The sequence below is a fragment of the Stenotrophomonas sp. YJH_SMC_37 genome (genome assembly GCF_059370035.1).
Window position 1 is genome coordinate 163387 of sequence record NZ_JCAFTG010000002.1, and the last position, 16783, is coordinate 180169.

The 16783-nt window shown below is 64.7% G+C and carries 16 protein-coding genes and 1 tRNA gene; all 17 read left to right on the forward strand.

The window, feature by feature from the left end; translation table 11 throughout:
* The first annotated feature begins 359 nt into the window (after positions 1-359).
* The 17 genes from tpiA (at position 360) to nuoN (ending at position 16757) form a co-directional block, all read left to right on the forward strand.
* Positions 360-1115: a triose-phosphate isomerase gene (gene tpiA, locus AC5P8J_RS03185; RefSeq protein WP_021203422.1), complete on the forward strand. Its 756-nt coding sequence runs from the start codon at positions 360-362 to the stop codon at positions 1113-1115.
* A gap of 31 nt (positions 1116-1146) precedes the next feature.
* Complete coding sequence (gene secG / locus AC5P8J_RS03190; RefSeq protein ID WP_019660586.1) at positions 1147-1584, forward strand: preprotein translocase subunit SecG; 438 nt, start codon at positions 1147-1149, stop codon at positions 1582-1584.
* 51 nt (positions 1585-1635) lie between these two features.
* A tRNA-Leu gene (locus AC5P8J_RS03195) sits at positions 1636-1720 on the forward strand.
* Positions 1721-1831: 111 nt separating this feature from the next.
* Positions 1832-2188, forward strand: coding sequence for an NADH-quinone oxidoreductase subunit A (locus AC5P8J_RS03200; protein WP_010486426.1), 357 nt, complete (start codon positions 1832-1834; stop codon positions 2186-2188).
* On the forward strand, positions 2179-2733 hold the full coding sequence (locus AC5P8J_RS03205) for a NuoB/complex I 20 kDa subunit family protein (RefSeq protein ID WP_005410463.1): 555 nt from the start codon (positions 2179-2181) through the stop codon (positions 2731-2733). Before AC5P8J_RS03200 ends, AC5P8J_RS03205 begins: the two co-directional genes overlap by 10 nt.
* Positions 2734-2766: 33 nt before the next feature.
* On the forward strand, positions 2767-3516 hold the full coding sequence (locus tag AC5P8J_RS03210; RefSeq protein WP_010486428.1) for an NADH-quinone oxidoreductase subunit C: 750 nt from the start codon (positions 2767-2769) through the stop codon (positions 3514-3516).
* The gene (locus AC5P8J_RS03215; RefSeq protein WP_005417935.1) at positions 3513-4820 is read left to right on the forward strand and encodes an NADH-quinone oxidoreductase subunit D; all 1308 of its coding nucleotides are present in this window, start codon (positions 3513-3515) and stop codon (positions 4818-4820) included. Before AC5P8J_RS03210 ends, AC5P8J_RS03215 begins: the two co-directional genes overlap by 4 nt.
* A 97-nt stretch (positions 4821-4917) precedes the next feature.
* Positions 4918-5445, forward strand: coding sequence for an NADH-quinone oxidoreductase subunit NuoE (nuoE, locus tag AC5P8J_RS03220; protein ID WP_014647867.1), 528 nt, complete (start codon positions 4918-4920; stop codon positions 5443-5445).
* A 4-nt stretch (positions 5446-5449) separates the two neighbouring features.
* A complete protein-coding gene (gene nuoF, locus AC5P8J_RS03225) occupies positions 5450-6790 on the forward strand; it encodes an NADH-quinone oxidoreductase subunit NuoF (protein ID WP_005417934.1) in 1341 nt (446 codons plus the stop codon).
* Positions 6787-9021: an NADH-quinone oxidoreductase subunit NuoG gene (nuoG, locus tag AC5P8J_RS03230; protein WP_021202064.1), complete on the forward strand. Its 2235-nt coding sequence runs from the start codon at positions 6787-6789 to the stop codon at positions 9019-9021. The genes nuoF and nuoG overlap by 4 nt, the downstream gene beginning before the upstream one ends.
* On the forward strand, positions 9018-10112 hold the full coding sequence (gene nuoH, locus AC5P8J_RS03235) for an NADH-quinone oxidoreductase subunit NuoH (protein WP_058982298.1): 1095 nt from the start codon (positions 9018-9020) through the stop codon (positions 10110-10112). Before nuoG ends, nuoH begins: the two co-directional genes overlap by 4 nt.
* Before the next feature lie 4 nt (positions 10113-10116).
* Positions 10117-10605, forward strand: a complete 489-nt coding sequence (nuoI, locus tag AC5P8J_RS03240) for an NADH-quinone oxidoreductase subunit NuoI (RefSeq protein WP_005410456.1) — start codon at positions 10117-10119, stop codon at positions 10603-10605.
* A 9-nt stretch (positions 10606-10614) separates the two neighbouring features.
* Entirely contained in the window at positions 10615-11271 is a 657-nt protein-coding gene (locus tag AC5P8J_RS03245; RefSeq protein WP_019660582.1) for an NADH-quinone oxidoreductase subunit J, read from the forward strand.
* Complete coding sequence (gene nuoK, locus AC5P8J_RS03250) at positions 11268-11573, forward strand: NADH-quinone oxidoreductase subunit NuoK (RefSeq protein WP_005417921.1); 306 nt, start codon at positions 11268-11270, stop codon at positions 11571-11573. The genes AC5P8J_RS03245 and nuoK overlap by 4 nt, the downstream gene beginning before the upstream one ends.
* A 7-nt stretch (positions 11574-11580) precedes the next feature.
* Positions 11581-13749, forward strand: a complete 2169-nt coding sequence (nuoL, locus tag AC5P8J_RS03255; RefSeq protein ID WP_019660581.1) for an NADH-quinone oxidoreductase subunit L — start codon at positions 11581-11583, stop codon at positions 13747-13749.
* Positions 13750-13772: 23 nt separating this feature from the next.
* The gene (locus AC5P8J_RS03260) at positions 13773-15281 is read left to right on the forward strand and encodes an NADH-quinone oxidoreductase subunit M (protein WP_019660580.1); all 1509 of its coding nucleotides are present in this window, start codon (positions 13773-13775) and stop codon (positions 15279-15281) included.
* 15 nt (positions 15282-15296) lie between these two features.
* Positions 15297-16757, forward strand: a complete 1461-nt coding sequence (nuoN, locus tag AC5P8J_RS03265) for an NADH-quinone oxidoreductase subunit NuoN (RefSeq protein WP_019660579.1) — start codon at positions 15297-15299, stop codon at positions 16755-16757.
* Positions 16758-16783: the final 26 nt, after the last annotated feature.

Below are 16783 nucleotides of genomic sequence, written 5' to 3' on the forward strand. Positions count from 1 at the left end.
CCGCCGAAAGGCGGCTTTTTCATTACGGGTAGCGCCGGGCCATGCCCGGCGAGCGCAGCGGAGGGTGTTCGGCAGGGCTGCACCCTGCACCCGCAGAGGCCAAAGCCAAAGTCAAAGCCAAAGCGGCTCTGGGGTGTTCCGTGGGGAGGCGGGGAGGTGTCGGATGGCGGGGACGCCGTAAACCCCCAGACCGGCCCAGCCCGCCAATCCAACCGGGCTTTCCGCGACCAACCCAACCAAACTCCCGCCACGAGGCGCTGCGCCGTTGGCTGAAAATCCATGTAACCGCTTACACGGAAACGGATTTTTGCCGTAACGGGTATCATGACCGGCTGACTTCACACAGGAGCCACCCGCTCATGCGCCGCAAGATCGTCGCCGGAAACTGGAAGCTGCATGGCAGCCGTCAATTCGCCAATGAACTGCTGGGGCAGGTGGCCGCCGGGCTTCCGCTGGAGGGGGTGGACGTGGTGATCCTGCCGCCGCTGCCCTACCTGGGGGAGCTGGTCGAGGACTTCGGCGAGACCGGCCTGGCCTTCGGCGCGCAGGACGTGAGCAGCAACGAGAAGGGCGCCTACACCGGCGAGGTCTGCGCGGCCATGCTGGTCGAGGTTGGGGCCCGCTATGGCCTGGTCGGCCATTCCGAGCGCCGCCAGTACCACCATGAGAGCAGCGAGCTGGTCGCGCGCAAGTTCGCCGCCGCCCAGCACGCCGGCCTGGTGCCGGTGCTGTGCGTGGGCGAGACCCTGGAACAGCGCGAGGCCGGGCAGACCGAAGCGGTCATCGCCAGCCAGCTGGCGCCGGTGCTGGAGCTGGTCGGCGCGGCAGGTTTCGCCAATGCTGTGGTCGCCTACGAGCCGGTCTGGGCCATCGGTACCGGCCGTACCGCCAGCAAGGAACAGGCACAGCAGGTGCACGCGTTCATCCGTGGCGAAGTCGCGCGCATCGATGCTAGAATCGCTGATTCACTGCCCATTGTTTACGGCGGTAGCGTGAAGCCCGACAATGCCGGGGAACTGTTCGCGCAGCCGGATGTCGATGGTGGGCTGGTCGGCGGCGCCTCCCTGGTGGCCGCGGACTTCCTGGCCATCGCACGGGCGGCGGCCGCGAACTAATCCTAGAAGTATTGTCCGAGGGCGGTTTCCAATGCTGATGTTGATCCTCAATGTCGTCTACGTGCTGGTCGCTGTGGCCATGATCGCGCTGATCCTGATGCAGCGTGGCTCGGGTGCGGCGGCAGGTTCGGGCTTTGGTGCTGGTGCCTCGGGCACGGTGTTCGGTGCGCGCGGCGCCTCGAACTTCCTGTCCAAGTCGACCAAGTGGCTGGCCGTGGTGTTCTTCGGCATCAGTCTCTTCATGGCCTGGTATGCCGGTCACGGCAGCCGCCCGGCGGCCGACCAGGATCTGGGCCTGATGTCCGCCCCGGCGGCCAGCGCGCCGGCGGCTCCGGCGGGCGAACTGCCGGCCGTTCCGAAGGCCGATGCGGTCCCGGCCGCCCCGGTTCCGGCGGCGAATGTGCCGGCTCAGGCGGAATCTTCGGTTTCTGGTGAAGAAAAGCCTTCGGAAGGCTCCCAGAAACACTGAAGCCGGTTACAATACGCGGCGCATCGGGAAGATAGTCTGATGTGATCGTTTGCCCAGGTGGCGGAATTGGTAGACGCACTACCTTGAGGTGGTAGCGACGCAAGTCGTAGGGGTTCGAGTCCCCTCTTGGGCACCATTTGTAAGTAAAGCGGGTTCGTCTGGCGCGCAAGGCGCCAGGCAGATTCCCGTCCACTCCCCCATGCCAAAGCGCCTGCAGGCGCGGCGGCAGAGGCAAGAGAGAATCGCTGTGCTGGCCGAATATTTGCCGTCTCTGCTGTTTCTGATCGTTGCCACCGGTATCGGCGTTACGCTGATGCTGGTTGGTCGATTCCTCGGTCCCCGCCGCCCCGATCTGGAAAAGCTCTCGCCGTACGAGTGCGGCTTCGAGGCCTTCGAAGACGCGCGCATGAAGTTCGATGTGCGCTACTACCTGATCGCAATCCAGTTCATCGTCTTCGACCTGGAAATCATCTTCATCGTGCCGTGGACCCAGGTCTTCATGGAACTGGGCGCCCGCTCGCTCATCACCATGGGCCTGTTCGTCGGCATGCTGTTCCTCGGTTTCATTTACGTCTGGAAGAAGGGAGCGCTGGAATGGGAGTGATTCAGACTCTCGATGGCCTCATGAACAACCCCACGCCGGAAGGCCGGGTTGATGACATCCTGCGGCCGGAAGGCGACAACCCGCTGCTGGAGAAGGGCTTCGTCACTACCAGCGTCGATGCACTGCTGAACTGGGCGCGCACCGGCTCGATGTGGCCGATGACCTTCGGCCTGGCCTGCTGCGCCGTCGAGATGATGCACGCCGGTGCCGCGCGCCTGGACCTCGACCGCTACGGCGTGGTGTTCCGCCCGTCGCCGCGTCAGTCCGACGTGATGATCGTGGCCGGCACCCTGGTCAACAAGATGGCCCCGGCGCTGCGCAAGGTCTACGACCAGATGCCGGACCCGAAGTGGGTCATCTCGATGGGTAGCTGCGCCAACGGTGGCGGCTACTACCACTACTCCTATTCTGTGGTGCGCGGCTGTGATCGCGTGGTGCCGGTGGACGTCTACGTCCCGGGCTGCCCGCCGACCGCCGAGGCGCTGGTGTACGGGATCCTGCAGCTGCAGAAGAAGATCTGGCGTACACAGACCATCGCCCGCTGACCCCTTCACCTGACAAGAGCGCGCCAAGCCCCCATGGCAGAGCAAGCATCCTTCATCGACCGACTGTCCGCACGTTTCGCTGGTGCGAAGGTCATCGTGGTCGAACCCCGCGGCGAAGTGACGCTGGAAGTGCCTGCCGCCGAGTGGCACGCCACCGCCCTGGCGCTGCGTGACGAGTTTGGTTTCGAGCAGGCCGTGGATCTGTGCGGCGTCGACTACCTCGGCTACGGCTCCGACGAGTGGGACACCGCCGATGTGTCCTCGCAGGGCTTCAGCCGTGGCGTCGAAGGCAAGGCCCAGGGCCGCTTCGCGTGGGGCGAGTTCCCCACCGAGGAAAACGGTGCCGACGGTGCCCGCCCGCAGCACATGCCGACCCAGCGCTTCGCCGTGGTCGCCCAGCTGCGTTCGTACCAGCACAACCTGATGATGCACCTGCGCTGCTTCGCCCCTGACGAAGCGCTGCCGGTGGTGTCCTCGCTGACCAGCATCTGGCCGGGCCTGAACTGGTTCGAGCGCGAAGCGTTCGATCTGTACGGCGTGATCTTCGAAGGCCACCCGGACCTGCGCCGGATCCTGACCGACTACGGTTTCGTCGGCCATCCGTTCCGCAAGGATTTCCCGCTGATCGGCAATGTCGAAGTCCGCTACGACGAAGAAAAGAAGCGCGTGATCTACGAACCGGTCACCTCGGTGGAGCCGCGTGTCGGCGTGCCGCGCGTGATCCGCGACGACGCCCGTCTGCAGACCGCAGAAGGTGAGCGCGCGCAGGAGGCAGTGAAGTGAGCCACGTACACCAGGCTGGCGAAGCGTTCGCCAGCAACGCCGCCGAAAGCCGGCAGGAAATCCGCAACTACACCATGAACTTCGGCCCGCAGCATCCGGCCGCTCACGGTGTGCTGCGCCTGATCCTGGAAATGGACGGTGAAACCATCATGCGCGCCGACCCGCACGTGGGTCTGCTGCACCGTGGTACCGAAAAGCTGGCCGAGTCCAAGCCGTTCAACCAGTCGATCGGCTACATGGATCGCCTGGATTACGTGTCGATGATGTGCAACGAGCACGCCTACGTGCGCGCGATCGAGACCCTGATGGGCATCGAGGCGCCGGAGCGTGCCCAGTACATCCGCACCATGTACGATGAAATCACCCGCATCCTCAACCACCTGATGTGGCTGGGCTCCAACGCGCTCGACCTGGGCGCGATGGCGGTGATGCTGTACGCCTTCCGCGAACGCGAAGAGCTGATGGACTGCTACGAAGCGGTTTCCGGCGCGCGCATGCACGCGGCGTACTACCGTCCGGGCGGTGTCTACCGCGACCTGCCGGACCACATGCCGAAGTACAAGGAATCGCGCTGGCACAAGGGCAAGGCGCTGAAGCAGCTCAATGCTTCGCGCGAAGGCTCGCTGCTGGACTTCCTGGAGAACTTCACCGTCGAGTTCCCCAAGCGCATCGACGAATACGAAACCCTGCTGACCGACAACCGTATCTGGAAGCAGCGTACCGTCGGCATCGGCGTGGTCACTCCCGAGCTGGCCCATCAGTGGGGCATGACCGGCGTGATGCTGCGCGGCTCGGGCATTGCCTGGGACCTGCGCAAGAAGCGTCCGTACGCCAAGTACGATGCCGTCGATTTCGACATCCCGCTGGGCAAGGAAGGTGACTGCTACGACCGCTACCTGGTCCGCGTTGCCGAAATGCGCGAATCCAACCGCATCATCAAGCAGTGCGTGGCGTGGCTGAAGGCCAACCCGGGCCCGGTGATGGTGAAGAACTTCAAGGTCGCTCCGCCCAGGCGCGAGGACATGAAGGACGACATGGAAGCGCTGATCCACCACTTCAAGCTGTTCAGCGAAGGCTACTGCGTACCGGCGGGCGAGACCTACTCGGCGGTGGAGGCCCCGAAGGGCGAGTTCGGCTGCTACCTGGTCTCCGATGGCGCCAACAAGCCGTTCCGCGTGCACCTGCGCGCGCCGGGCTTCGCCCACCTGTCCTCGATCGATTCGGTCGTGCGCGGCCACATGCTGGCCGACGTGGTGGCGATGATCGGTACCTACGACCTGGTGTTCGGCGAGGTTGACCGGTAATGCCGTCCGCTACGCCAACGCCCGCTGCAGGCAGCCGGCGCAAGCCGGCGCCGCAGTTTCTGGAATTTCACGTTATGCATTTCGCTGAGGTCGGCCGATGAAGGCGACAGGTAATTTCGAGGCGGCGCGCGACGTCGACCCGATGGTGGTGCTGAGCGACAAGACCCGCGCTCACATCGATCACTGGCTGTCCAAGTTCCCGCCGGATCGCAAGCGCTCTGCCGTGCTGCAGGGCCTGCATGCGGCCCAGGAGCAGAACCAGGGCTGGCTGACCGACGAGCTGATCGCCGCCGTGGCCAAGTACCTGGACCTGCCGCCGGTCTGGGCCTACGAGGTCGCCAGCTTCTACTCGATGTTCGAGACCGAGAAGGTGGGCCGCAACAACGTGGCCATCTGCACCAACATCAGCTGCTGGCTCAATGGCGCCGAAGACATCGTGCGCCACTGCGAGAAGAAGCTGGGCATCAAGCACGGTGAATCGACCCCGGATGGCCGCGTCTACCTCAAGCGCGAGGAAGAGTGCCTGGCCGGCTGCGGCGGCGCACCGATGATGGTCATCAACGGTCACTACCATGAGCGTCTGACCCTGGAAAAGGTCGACGAGCTGCTGGACGGGCTGGAGTAAGGGCATGGCACATCACCACGAATCCAAGGGTCCGGTCGGCCCCGCGCCGCTGCCGCACCAGGTGGTCTACACCACCCTGCATTACGACACCCCGTGGTCGTACGAAAGCTACCTGAAGACCGGTGGTTACGCCGCCCTGCGCAAGATCCTCGAAGAGAAGATCCCGCCGGAGCAGGTCATCGAGATGGTCAAGGCCTCGGGCCTGCGCGGCCGCGGTGGCGCAGGCTTCCCGACCGGCCTGAAGTGGTCCTTCATGCCCAAGGGCAACATGCAGAAGTACATCCTCTGCAACTCGGACGAATCCGAGCCGGGCACCTGCAAGGACCGCGACATCCTGCGCTACAACCCGCACTCGGTGGTGGAGGGCATGGCGATCGCCTGCTACGCCACCGGTTCGACCGTGGGCTACAACTACCTGCGCGGTGAGTTCCACCACGAGCCGTTCGAGCACTTCGAGCAGGCCCTGGCCGACGCCTATGCGAACGGCTGGCTGGGCAAGAACATCCTCGGCAGCGGCGTGGACATCGACATCTACGGTGCGCTGGGCGCCGGCGCCTACATCTGCGGTGAAGAAACCGCGCTGATGGAATCGCTGGAAGGCAAGAAGGGCCAGCCGCGCTACAAGCCGCCGTTCCCGGCAAACTTCGGCCTCTACGGCAAGCCGTCGACGATCAACAACACCGAAACCTACGGTTCGGTGCCGGCGATCATCCGCAACGGCCCGGAGTGGTTCAAGGGCCTGAGCCTGACCGCCAACGGCGGCCCGAAGTGCTTCTCGGTGTCCGGCTGCGTGCAGAACGGCGGCAACTTTGAAGTACCGCTGGGCACCACCTTCGACGACCTGCTGGAAATGGCCGGTGGCCTGCGTCCGGGCCGCAAGCTCAAGGGCGCGATTCCGGGCGGCGTGTCGATGCCGGTGCTGACCGCGGCCGAGCTGAAGGGCCTGCCGATGGACTACGACACCATCCGTGCGCTGGGCTCCGGCCTGGGTTCGGGGGCCATCGTGGTGCTCGACGACAGCGTCTGCTGCGTCAAGTTCGCCTGCCGCATCAGCCAGTTCTTCCACAAGGAATCGTGCGGCCAGTGCACGCCGTGCCGTGAAGGTACCGGCTGGATGCACCGCGTGCTGGAGCGCATTGTCGCGGGCAAGGCCACGATGGAAGACCTGCACCAGCTGAAGGCGGTGGCCGGCCAGATCGAAGGCCACACCATCTGTGCGTTCGGTGAAGCGGCTGCATGGCCCATCCAGGGCTTCCTGCGCCAGTTCTGGGACGAATTCGAGTACTACATCGTCAACGGTCATTCGATGGTTGACGGCAAGAAGGTGGAGGCAGCCGCCGCATGAGCGCGCAACCCGTAAACCCGAACGTGCCACCAGACCACGTGACCATCGAGATCGATGGCAAGTCGCTGGTCGTGCCCAAGGGTTCGATGATCATCCAGGCAGCCGACAAGGCCGGCATTCCGATTCCGCGCTTCTGCTACCACGAGAAGCTGCCGATCGCCGCCAACTGCCGCATGTGCCTGGTGGACGTGGAGAAGTCGCCGAAGCCGGCGCCGGCCTGCGCTACCCCGGTGATGGACGGCATGAAGGTCGCCACCCGCAGTGAGAAGGCACTGAAGTTCCAGCGCTCGGTGATGGAGTTCCTGCTCATCAACCATCCGCTGGACTGCCCGATCTGCGATCAGGGCGGCGAGTGCGAGCTGCAGGACGTATCGCTGGGCTATGGCCGTTCGGTCAGCCGTTTCAACGAGCGCAAGCGCGTGGTGCCGGACGAGGACATGGGGCCGCTGGTGGCCACCGAGATGACCCGTTGCATCCAGTGCACCCGCTGCGTCCGCTTCACCGCCGACGTTGCCGGTACCTACGAACTGGGTGGCATGTACCGCGGTGAGAACCTGCAGATCGGCACCTTCGACGGCAAGCCGCTGACCACCGAGCTGTCGGGCAACGTCGTCGACGTCTGCCCGGTCGGCGCGCTGACCAACAAGGTGTTCCAGTTCCGCGCCCGCCCGTGGGAGCTGACCGCGCGCGAGTCGCTGGGCTACCACGACGCGATGGGTTCGAACCTGTTCCTGCACGTGCGTCGCGGCGAAGTGCTGCGCACCGTGCCGCGCGACAACGAAGCGGTGAACGAGTGCTGGCTGTCCGACCGCGACCGCTACTCGCACCAGGGCCTGTACAGCGAAGACCGCGCGGTCAAGCCGCTGCGCAAGGTCAATGGCGAGTGGAAGGAAGTGAGCTGGGCCGAAGGCCTGGCCGCAGCCGCCGAGATCCTCAAGGCGAACCAGGGCGACAACCTGGGCGTGCTGGTGCATCCGTCGACCTCGAACGAGGAGGGTGCGCTGCTGGCCCGCCTGGCCAAGGGCCTGGGCTCGGGCAACATCGACCACCGCATCAACAACCGCGATTTCTCCGACGCCGCAACCGCCGAAGTGTTCGGCCTGCCGCTGGCCGAGATCGAAGGCGCCGACCGCATCGTCGTCCTGGGCAGCAACATCCGCCACGAACTGCCGCTGCTGCACGCCCGCCTGCGCAAGGCGCAGACCACCAAGGGCGCGAAGATCCACGTCATCAATCCGGTGGACTTCGACTTTGCCTTCAGCATTGCCGGCAAGCAGATCGTCGCACCGTCCAAGTTCGTCGATGCGCTGGCCAGCAGCGAGCTGCGTTCGGCAGTGCAGGGCGGCAACAACACCGTGCTGATCGTCGGTGGCATCGCCGAGAATCACCCGCAGGCTGCCGCGATCCGCGCCGCGGCGCGTGACTTCGCCGCAGCGACCGGTGCCAAGCTGTGCCGCATCCCGCAGGGCGCCAACGCCGTGGGCCTGACCCGCGCCGGCGTGCTGCCGGCCGGCAAGGACGTCGCCGCGATGCTGGCGCAGCCGCGCCAGGCCTACGTGGTGTACGGGCTGGAGCCGGGCCTGGACTTCGCCGATGCACCGGCCGCGCGCAAGGCGCTGGTGGGTGCCCAGGTGGTGGCGTTCAGCCACTTCGCCTGCGCCTCGACCCGCGACGTTGCAGACGTGATCCTGCCGATCGGTGCGCTGCCGGAAATCGATGCCACCCTGACCAACCTCGATGGTCGCGAGCAGTCGGCCCGTGCCGGCGGCAAGCTGCCGGGCGAGGCCCGTGAAGGCTGGCGCGTGCTGCGCGCCCTGGGCGGCGACATGGCGCTGGCCGGTTTCGACTTCACCGACCTGGCCGGACTGCGTGCCAGCCTGGCCCCCGTGTCGGTCAGTATTGCCGCTTCGGCACAGCCGGCGGTTGCCGGTGAGGGCCTGGAAGTGGCTTCGACCGCCGCGATCTACCGCACCGATGCGGTGGTCCGTCGCGCGCCGGCGCTGCAGTCGCATCCGCTCAACAACGCCCCGCGCATCGTGCTGAACGCTGAAGATGCCGCTCGCCTGCAGCTGCAGGAAGGGCAGATGGCCAAGGTCGGCACCGATGCCGGCAAGGCCACCCTGCCGGTGGTGGTCGACGCCCGCGTCGCAGCGGGTTCGGTCTGGATTGAATCGGGCCACGGCGCGACCGCGCCGCTGGGTGCCGCTCGCGTATCGGTGGTGGCTGCATGAACGAATTGCTGTTGAACGCGGTCGACCCGCTGCACCAGTGGCTGCTGGGCCTCGGTGACATCGGCGCGCTGATCTGGATCATCCTGAAGATCCTGGTGATCGCCGTTCCGGTGATCATCTCGGTGGCCTTCTACGTGGTCTGGGAACGCAAGCTGATCGGCTGGATGCACGTCCGCCACGGCCCGATGTATGTGGGCATGGGCATCTTCCAGGCCTTCGCCGACGTCTTCAAGCTGCTGTTCAAGGAAGTGGTCCAGCCGAGCAGCGCCAACAAGGCGATCTACCTGCTGGCCCCGCTGATCACCCTGGCCCCGGCCTTCGCGGCCTGGTCGGTGGTCCCCTTCGATTCGCAGATCGTGCTGTCCAACGCCAACGCCGGCCTGCTGTACCTGCTGGCGATGACCTCGCTGGGCATCTACGGCATCATCCTGGCCGGCTGGGCGTCCAACTCGAAGTACGCGTTCCTGGGTGCGATGCGCGCCTCGGCACAGATGATCAGCTACGAAATCGCCATGGGCTTTGCCCTGGTCGGCGTGATGATCGCCTCGGGCAGCCTGAACCTGAGCAACATCGTGATGGCGCAGGCCGGCAGTTCCGGCTTCTTCGACTGGTTCCTGCTGCCTTTGTTCCCGCTGTTCGTCATCTACTGGGTGTCGGGCGTGGCTGAAACCAACCGCGCGCCGTTCGACGTGGTGGAAGGCGAATCGGAAATCGTCGCCGGCCACATGGTCGAGTACTCCGGCGGCGCGTTCGCCCTGTTCTTCCTGGCCGAATACGCGAACATGATCCTGATCAGCTTCCTGATCTCGATCTTCTTCCTCGGCGGCTGGCTGAGCCCGGTCCAGGGCTGGGTCAACTTCGGCGATGTCTCGCCGCTGGTCGACTGGGTCTGGAAGGGCGGCGCGCCGTGGCTGTTCGTCAAGGTGTTCTTCTTCGCCAGTGCCTACATCTGGTTCCGTGCCAGCTTCCCGCGCTTCCGCTACGACCAGATCATGCGCCTGGGCTGGAAGGTCTTCATCCCGCTGGCCATTCTGTGGATCGCGGTTACCGCCGTCATGGTGTTCTTCGGCGTGATTCAAAAGGGCGTCTAAAGTGATGAACAGGATTACCCATTACTTCAAGAGCCTGCTGCTGCTCGAACTGCTGGCGGGCCTCTGGCTGACGCTGAAGTACAGCTTCAAGCCGAAGTACACGATGATGTACCCGATGGAGAAGTTCCCGCAGTCGCCGCGCTTCCGTGGCCTGCACGCGCTGCGCCGTTACCCCAACGGCGAAGAGCGCTGCATTGCCTGCAAGCTGTGCGAAGCGGTGTGCCCGGCGCTGGCCATCACCATCGACTCGGCCAAGCGCGAGGACGGCACCCGCCGCACCACGCGCTATGACATCGACCTGTTCAAGTGCATCTTCTGCGGCTTCTGCGAGGAAAGCTGCCCGGTGGACTCGATCGTCGAAACCCACATCCTCGAGTACCACTTCGAGAATCGTGGCGAAAACATCGTTACCAAGCCGCAGCTGCTGGCCCTGGGCGACCGTCTCGAAAACGAGATCGCCGAGCGTCGTGCCGCCGATGCCGCTTACCGCTGAGGTCGAGAGATGGATTGGGTAAATATCGCTTTCTGGGTGTTCGCCATCGCGGCAACGGTTTCGGCCGGTGCGGTGATCAGCGTGCGCAACCCGGTTCACGCCGTGCTCTGCCTGGTGCTGACCTTCTTCTCCATTGCCTGCGTGTGGCTGCTGGTGGGCGCCGAGTTCCTCGGTGTGGCGCTGGTGCTGGTCTACGTCGGCGCGGTGATGGTGCTGTTCCTATTCGTGGTGATGATGCTGGACATCGACCCCACCAAGCTGCGTGAGGGCTGGGTGCGCTACCTGCCGGTCGGCCTCATCGTCGCCGTCGCGATGCTGGTGCAGATGCTGATCCTGATCGGCGTCAAGGCGCGTTCGGCCACGCCGTTCCCGGCCGACAACGCCGCTGCGGTCGCCGCCGACACGTCCAACATCACCTGGCTGGCGCGCACGTTGTTCACCGAGTACCTGCTTCCGTTCGAGTTCGCCGCCGTCATCCTGACCGTGGCCGTGGTTGCTGCCGTGATGCTGACCCTGCGTCGCCGCACCGGCGTCAAGAGCCAGAACCCGGGCGAGCAGACCATGGTCAAGGCCGGCCAGCGTCTGCGCATGGTCAAGATGGGTGCCGAGGCCCCGGTCGTGCACAGCAACAGCAAGCCGGCCACCGGCGAGGAGACCCAGCCGTGATTACCCTTGGCCACATCCTTGCGCTTGGCGCGGTGCTGTTCGCCATCAGCCTGGCCGGCATCTTCCTCAACCGGAAGAACGTCATCGTCCTGCTGATGTCGATCGAACTGATGCTGCTGTCGGTGAACATCAACTTCGTCGGCTTCTCGCGCCAGCTGGGCGATCCGTCCGGCCAGCTGTTCGTGTTCTTCATCCTGACCGTCGCCGCCGCGGAAGCCGCCATCGGCCTGGCGATCCTGGTGACCCTGTTCCGTACCCGCCGCACGATCAATGTCGGCGAAGTCGATTCGTTGAAGGGCTGATCCACAGATGGAAATCACTCTCTCCAAGAGTCTGTTGATCGCAGTGGTGCTCGCACCGCTGTTCGGCAGCATCATCGCCGGCCTGTTCGGTCGCCAGGTCAAGCGCTTCGGCGCGCAGACCATCACCATCCTCGGCGTCGCGGTGGCCTGCGGCCTGTCGATGTACACGTTCTACCAGTTGATGTGGGGTGGCGCGCAGCCGTTCAACCAGAACATCTACACGTTCTTTGAAGTCGGCCAGTATTCGGCGCACGTCGGCTTCATGGTCGACAAGCTGACCGCGATGATGATGGTGGTGGTGACCTTCGTGTCGCTGCTGGTCCACATCTACACGATCGGCTACATGCAGGACGACCCGGGCTACCAGCGGTTCTTCAGCTACATCTCGCTGTTCACCTTCTCGATGCTCACCCTGGTGATGAGCAACAATTTCCTGCAGCTGTTCTTCGGCTGGGAAGCGGTGGGCCTGGTGTCGTACCTGCTGATCGGCTTCTGGTTCAAGCGCCCGACCGCGATCTTCGCCAACATGAAGGCGTTCCTGGTCAACCGCGTCGGTGACTTCGGCTTCCTGCTGGGCATCGCCGGCGTGCTGTGGGTGTTCGGCACCCTGGACTACTCGCAGGTGTTCTCGCAGGCCGGCATGCTGGCTGACCCGCGCGCCCAGCTGCAGATCTGGGACGGCACCATCCTGGGCATGCAGCTGCTGAACGAGCCGGTGATCTGGTCGATCGCCACCGTCATCTGCATCTGCCTGTTCATTGGTGCCATGGGCAAGTCGGCCCAGGTCCCGCTGCATGTGTGGCTGCCGGACTCGATGGAAGGCCCGACCCCGATCTCGGCACTGATCCACGCCGCGACGATGGTGACAGCCGGTATCTTCATGGTCACCCGCATGTCACCGCTGTTCGAGCTGTCGCAGACCGCGCTGAACTTCGTGCTGTTCATCGGTGCCACCACCGCGTTCTTCACCGGCCTGATCGGCATCGTGCAGAACGACATCAAGCGCGTCGTCGCGTATTCCACGCTGTCCCAGCTGGGCTACATGACGGTTGCACTGGGCGTGTCGGCCTATTCGGCCGCCGTGTTCCACCTGATGACCCACGCCTTCTTCAAGGCCCTGCTGTTCCTGGGCGCCGGCTCGGTCATCATCGCGATGCACCACGAGCAGGACATGCGCAAGATGGGCGGCCTGCGCAAGTACATGCCGATCACCTTCATCACCATGTGGATCGGTACCCTGGCGCTGGTGGGTACGCCGTTCTTCTCCGGCTTCTACTCGAAGGACACCATCATCGAGGCGGCCGAGCTGCACGCGCACCTGTCCAACAACTGGGTGGCCACCTACGGCTACTGGGCCGTACTGGGCGGCGTGATCGTCACCAGCTTCTACAGCTTCCGCCTGCTGTTCCTGACCTTCCATGGCAAGGAACGATTCCGCGACACGCATGATGACCACGCGCATGGCCATGGCCATGACGAGCACCATGCCGCCGACGCCCACCACGGCGATGCGCATCACGACGACCACGGCCATGGCCACGGTCCTCATGAGCCGCACGAAACCCCGTGGGTGGTGACCCTGCCGCTGATCCTGCTGGCCATCCCTTCGATCGCCATCGGCTTCTTCAGCATCGGTCCGATGCTGTATGGCACCGACTGGGCCGGCCACCACGCGCACGACGCCATCAAGGGACAGGCGCATACGTTCTTCACTGGCATCGTCGACTTCTACGATCCGGCCAAGAACACCATCGGCTTCCTGGGCGAGGAGTTCCATGGCCCGGTCGCGTTCGCGCTGCACGGCATGATGGCGCCGGCGTTCGTGCTGACCGTTGCGGGCTTCCTGCTGGCCGCACTGTTCTACCTGTGGAAGCCGGACCTGTCGGGCAAGGCCCGCAAGACCTTCGCTCCGCTGGTTTCGGTGCTGGAAAACAAGTACGGCTTCGACAAGCTGTGGATCGATGGCTTTGCCGGTGGCAGCGTCAAGCTGGGCAAGGTCTCGCGCTGGATCGACAGCAACATCGTCGACGGCGTGGTCAATCTCTCGGCACGTGTTGTGGACGTCGCAGCCGGCGTGCTGCGTCGTACCCAATCCGGTTTCCTCTATCACTACGCCTTCGCGATGATCATCGGCCTGATTGCCCTGCTGGGCGTGCTGATGCATTACCTGCGTTGATGACCTGTACGGAATAAGAAGACGTGTCGAACTGGCCTCTACTCAGTGTCCTCATCTGGCTGCCGATCATCGGTGGCGCCCTGATCCTTGCGATCCGTGATGCGCAGACCGCCCGCTGGGCGTCGCTGGGCGTAGCGGTGCTGACGTTCGTGGCGAGCCTCTCGCTGCTGAGCGGCTACAACGCGGGCGTCGACGGTCTGCAGTTCGTCGAGACCCACGCCTGGATCCCGGCGTACAAGATCGGCTACAACCTGGGCGTGGACGGCATTGCCGTGGCGCTGATCCTGCTGACCACCCTGGTCAGCGTGCTTGCCCTGATCGGCGCCTGGAGCGCCATCGACAAGCGCGTGAACCAGTACGTGGCGGCCTTCCTTATCCTGGAAGGCGTCACCGTGGGCATCTTTGCTGCGACGGACGCGATGCTGTTCTACGTGTTCTTCGAAGCGATGCTGATTCCGATGTTCCTGATCATCGGTGTCTGGGGCGGCCCGCGCCGCATCTACGCCGCGCTGAAGTTCTTCCTGTACACCTTCCTCGGCTCGGTGCTGATGCTGGTGGCGCTGATCTACCTGTACATGAAGGGCGGAAGCTTCCAGCTGGCCGACCTGTACGCACTGCCGCTGTCGGCCAAGGAACAGACCTGGATCTTCTTCGCCTTCCTGATCGCCTTCGCGGTCAAGGTGCCGATGTTCCCGGTCCACACCTGGCTGCCGGACGCCCACGTGGAAGCGCCGACCGCCGGTTCGGTGATCCTGGCCGCGATCGCCCTGAAGATCGGTGGCTACGGCTTCCTGCGCTTCAACCTGCCGATCGTTCCGGACGCGTCGCAGGAATGGGCCTGGCTGGTGATCGCGTTGTCGCTGATCGCAGTGATCTATGTCGGCCTGGTCGCCCTGGTGCAGGACGACATGAAGAAGCTGATCGCCTACTCGTCGATCGCGCACATGGGCTTTGTCACCCTCGGCACCTTCATCGCCCTGTGGCTGGTGCGTGAAGCCGGCAACGCCGATGCCGCCCGCCTGGGCCTGCAGGGCGCCATGGTGCAGATGATCTCGCACGGCTTCGTGTCCGGCGCCATGTTCTCCTGCGTCGGCGTGCTGTACGACCGCATGCACAGCCGCCGCATCGCCGATTACGGCGGCGTGGTCAACGTGATGCCGTGGTTCGCCACCTTCGCCATGCTGTTCTTCATGGCCAATGCTGGCCTGCCGGGTACCAGCGGTTTCGTCGGCGAGTTCATGGTCATCCTCTCGGCCTTCCAGCGTAATCCGTGGATCGCCCTGGGCGCGGCCACCACCCTGATCATCGGCGCCGCCTACACCCTGTGGCTGTACAAGCGCATCTTCTTCGGCGAAGTGGCCAACAGCCATGTGGCCGAACTGAAGGACATCAACGGCCGCGAATGGCTGGTGCTGGGCGTGTTCGCCATCGGCGTGCTGGCCCTGGGCATCTACCCCAAGCCGCTGACCGACCTGATGGAGCCCTCGATCGCGAAGCTGGCGATGCAGATCGCATCCAGCAAGCTGCTGTAATTCCAGGATTTGATGATGACCACCTCGCCGCTGCTGCCATTGACCGCCGCTGACCTGCCACCGCTCGCTCCCGAGCTGGTGCTGATCGGCAGCGCCTTCGCCCTGATGATCCTCGACCTGTTCGTCAGCAACCGGAACAAGATCGTCACCCACCTGTTCGCGCTCGCTGCGCTGGCCGTGGTGCTGTTCATGCTGGCCACCGGCGTGGGCGGGCAGGGGGAGGTCTTCCATGGCATGTTCGTGCGCGATACCGCCGCGGACGTGATGAAGACCGGGATCGTGCTGCTCAGCGGCCTGACCCTGATCTACGGCTGGCGCTACCTGCGTGACCGCAACCTGTTCCAGGGCGAGATCCCGGTGCTGATCCTGTTCGGTACCGCCGGCATGATGATCTTGGTCTCGGCCGGCAGCCTGCTGATGGTCTACCTGGGCCTGGAGCTGCTGGCGCTGTGCTCCTACGCCCTGGTCGCCAGCAACCGTGAAAACGGCCTGGCCTCGGAAGCGGCGATGAAGTACATCGTGCTGGGCTCGCTGGCCTCGGGCCTGCTGCTGTACGGCATGTCGCTGATCTACGGCGCCACCGGCAGCCTGCACCTGGACGTCATCCGCGATGCCATCCCGCACTCGGAAGAGCGCGTGCTGCTGATCACCGGTGCGGTGTTCATGATCGCCGGCGTCGCCTTCAAGCTGGGCGCCGCGCCGTTCCACATGTGGCTGCCGGACGTCTACCAGGGTGCCCCGGCACCGATCGCGCTGTTCATCAGCTCGGCGCCGAAGCTGGCGGCCTTCGGCATGGCCTACCGCCTGCTGGAAATGGGCGTGGGGCCGCTGTCGACCGAGCTGCAGCTGCTCATTGCCGGCCTGGCCGCAGTCTCGCTGGTCATCGGCAACCTGATGGCCATCGCGCAGAGCAACCTCAAGCGAATGCTGGCGTTCTCCACCGTCTCGCACATCGGCTTCCTGCTGATGGGCATCGCCGGTGGCGGCGCGCAGGGCTATGCCGCCGCGCTGTTCTACGCACTGGCCTACGCCATCATGTCGACCGCTGCCTTCGGTGCGATCATCGCCCTGTCGCGCGCCGGTTTCGAAGCCGAGAACATCGAGGACTTCAAGGGGCTCAACGCCCGCAATCCGTGGATGGCCGGCCTGGTGCTGTGCATCATGGCGTCGCTGGCCGGCATCCCGCCGTTCCTGGGGTTCTGGACCAAGCTGGCGGTGCTGGGCGCGGCCGTCAACGGCGGCCTGCTGTGGCTGGCCATCCTTGGCGTGCTGTGCGCCGTGGTGGGCTGCTTCTACTACCTGCGCGTCATCAAGGTCATGTACTTCGATGAGCCGGTGGGCGAGGCCATGCCGCGCAGCAACGACCGCGTGCTGGGCCTGGTGCTGGGCGTGAACGCGCTGGCACTGCTGGCGCTGGGCCTTGCCTGGAACCCGATCATGGTCTGGTGCCAGCAGGCATTTGCGCATCTTGCATAAAAATTGACACAAAGCTGCGCGATTCG

Coding starts and splice junctions, on each gene's coding strand:
- nuoL (WP_019660581.1), top strand. CDS start 11,581: ATGGAAATCACTCTCTCCAAGAGTCTGTTGATCGCAGTGGTGCTCGCA.
- nuoG (WP_021202064.1), top strand. CDS start 6,787: ATGAGCGCGCAACCCGTAAACCCGAACGTGCCACCAGACCACGTGACC.
- nuoN (WP_019660579.1), top strand. CDS start 15,297: ATGACCACCTCGCCGCTGCTGCCATTGACCGCCGCTGACCTGCCACCG.
- nuoE (WP_014647867.1), top strand. CDS start 4,918: ATGAAGGCGACAGGTAATTTCGAGGCGGCGCGCGACGTCGACCCGATG.
- nuoI (WP_005410456.1), top strand. CDS start 10,117: ATGAACAGGATTACCCATTACTTCAAGAGCCTGCTGCTGCTCGAACTG.
- secG (WP_019660586.1), top strand. CDS start 1,147: ATGCTGATGTTGATCCTCAATGTCGTCTACGTGCTGGTCGCTGTGGCC.
- tpiA (WP_021203422.1), top strand. CDS start 360: ATGCGCCGCAAGATCGTCGCCGGAAACTGGAAGCTGCATGGCAGCCGT.
- AC5P8J_RS03205 (WP_005410463.1), top strand. CDS start 2,179: ATGGGAGTGATTCAGACTCTCGATGGCCTCATGAACAACCCCACGCCG.
- AC5P8J_RS03245 (WP_019660582.1), top strand. CDS start 10,615: ATGGATTGGGTAAATATCGCTTTCTGGGTGTTCGCCATCGCGGCAACG.
- nuoH (WP_058982298.1), top strand. CDS start 9,018: ATGAACGAATTGCTGTTGAACGCGGTCGACCCGCTGCACCAGTGGCTG.
- AC5P8J_RS03210 (WP_010486428.1), top strand. CDS start 2,767: ATGGCAGAGCAAGCATCCTTCATCGACCGACTGTCCGCACGTTTCGCT.
- nuoF (WP_005417934.1), top strand. CDS start 5,450: ATGGCACATCACCACGAATCCAAGGGTCCGGTCGGCCCCGCGCCGCTG.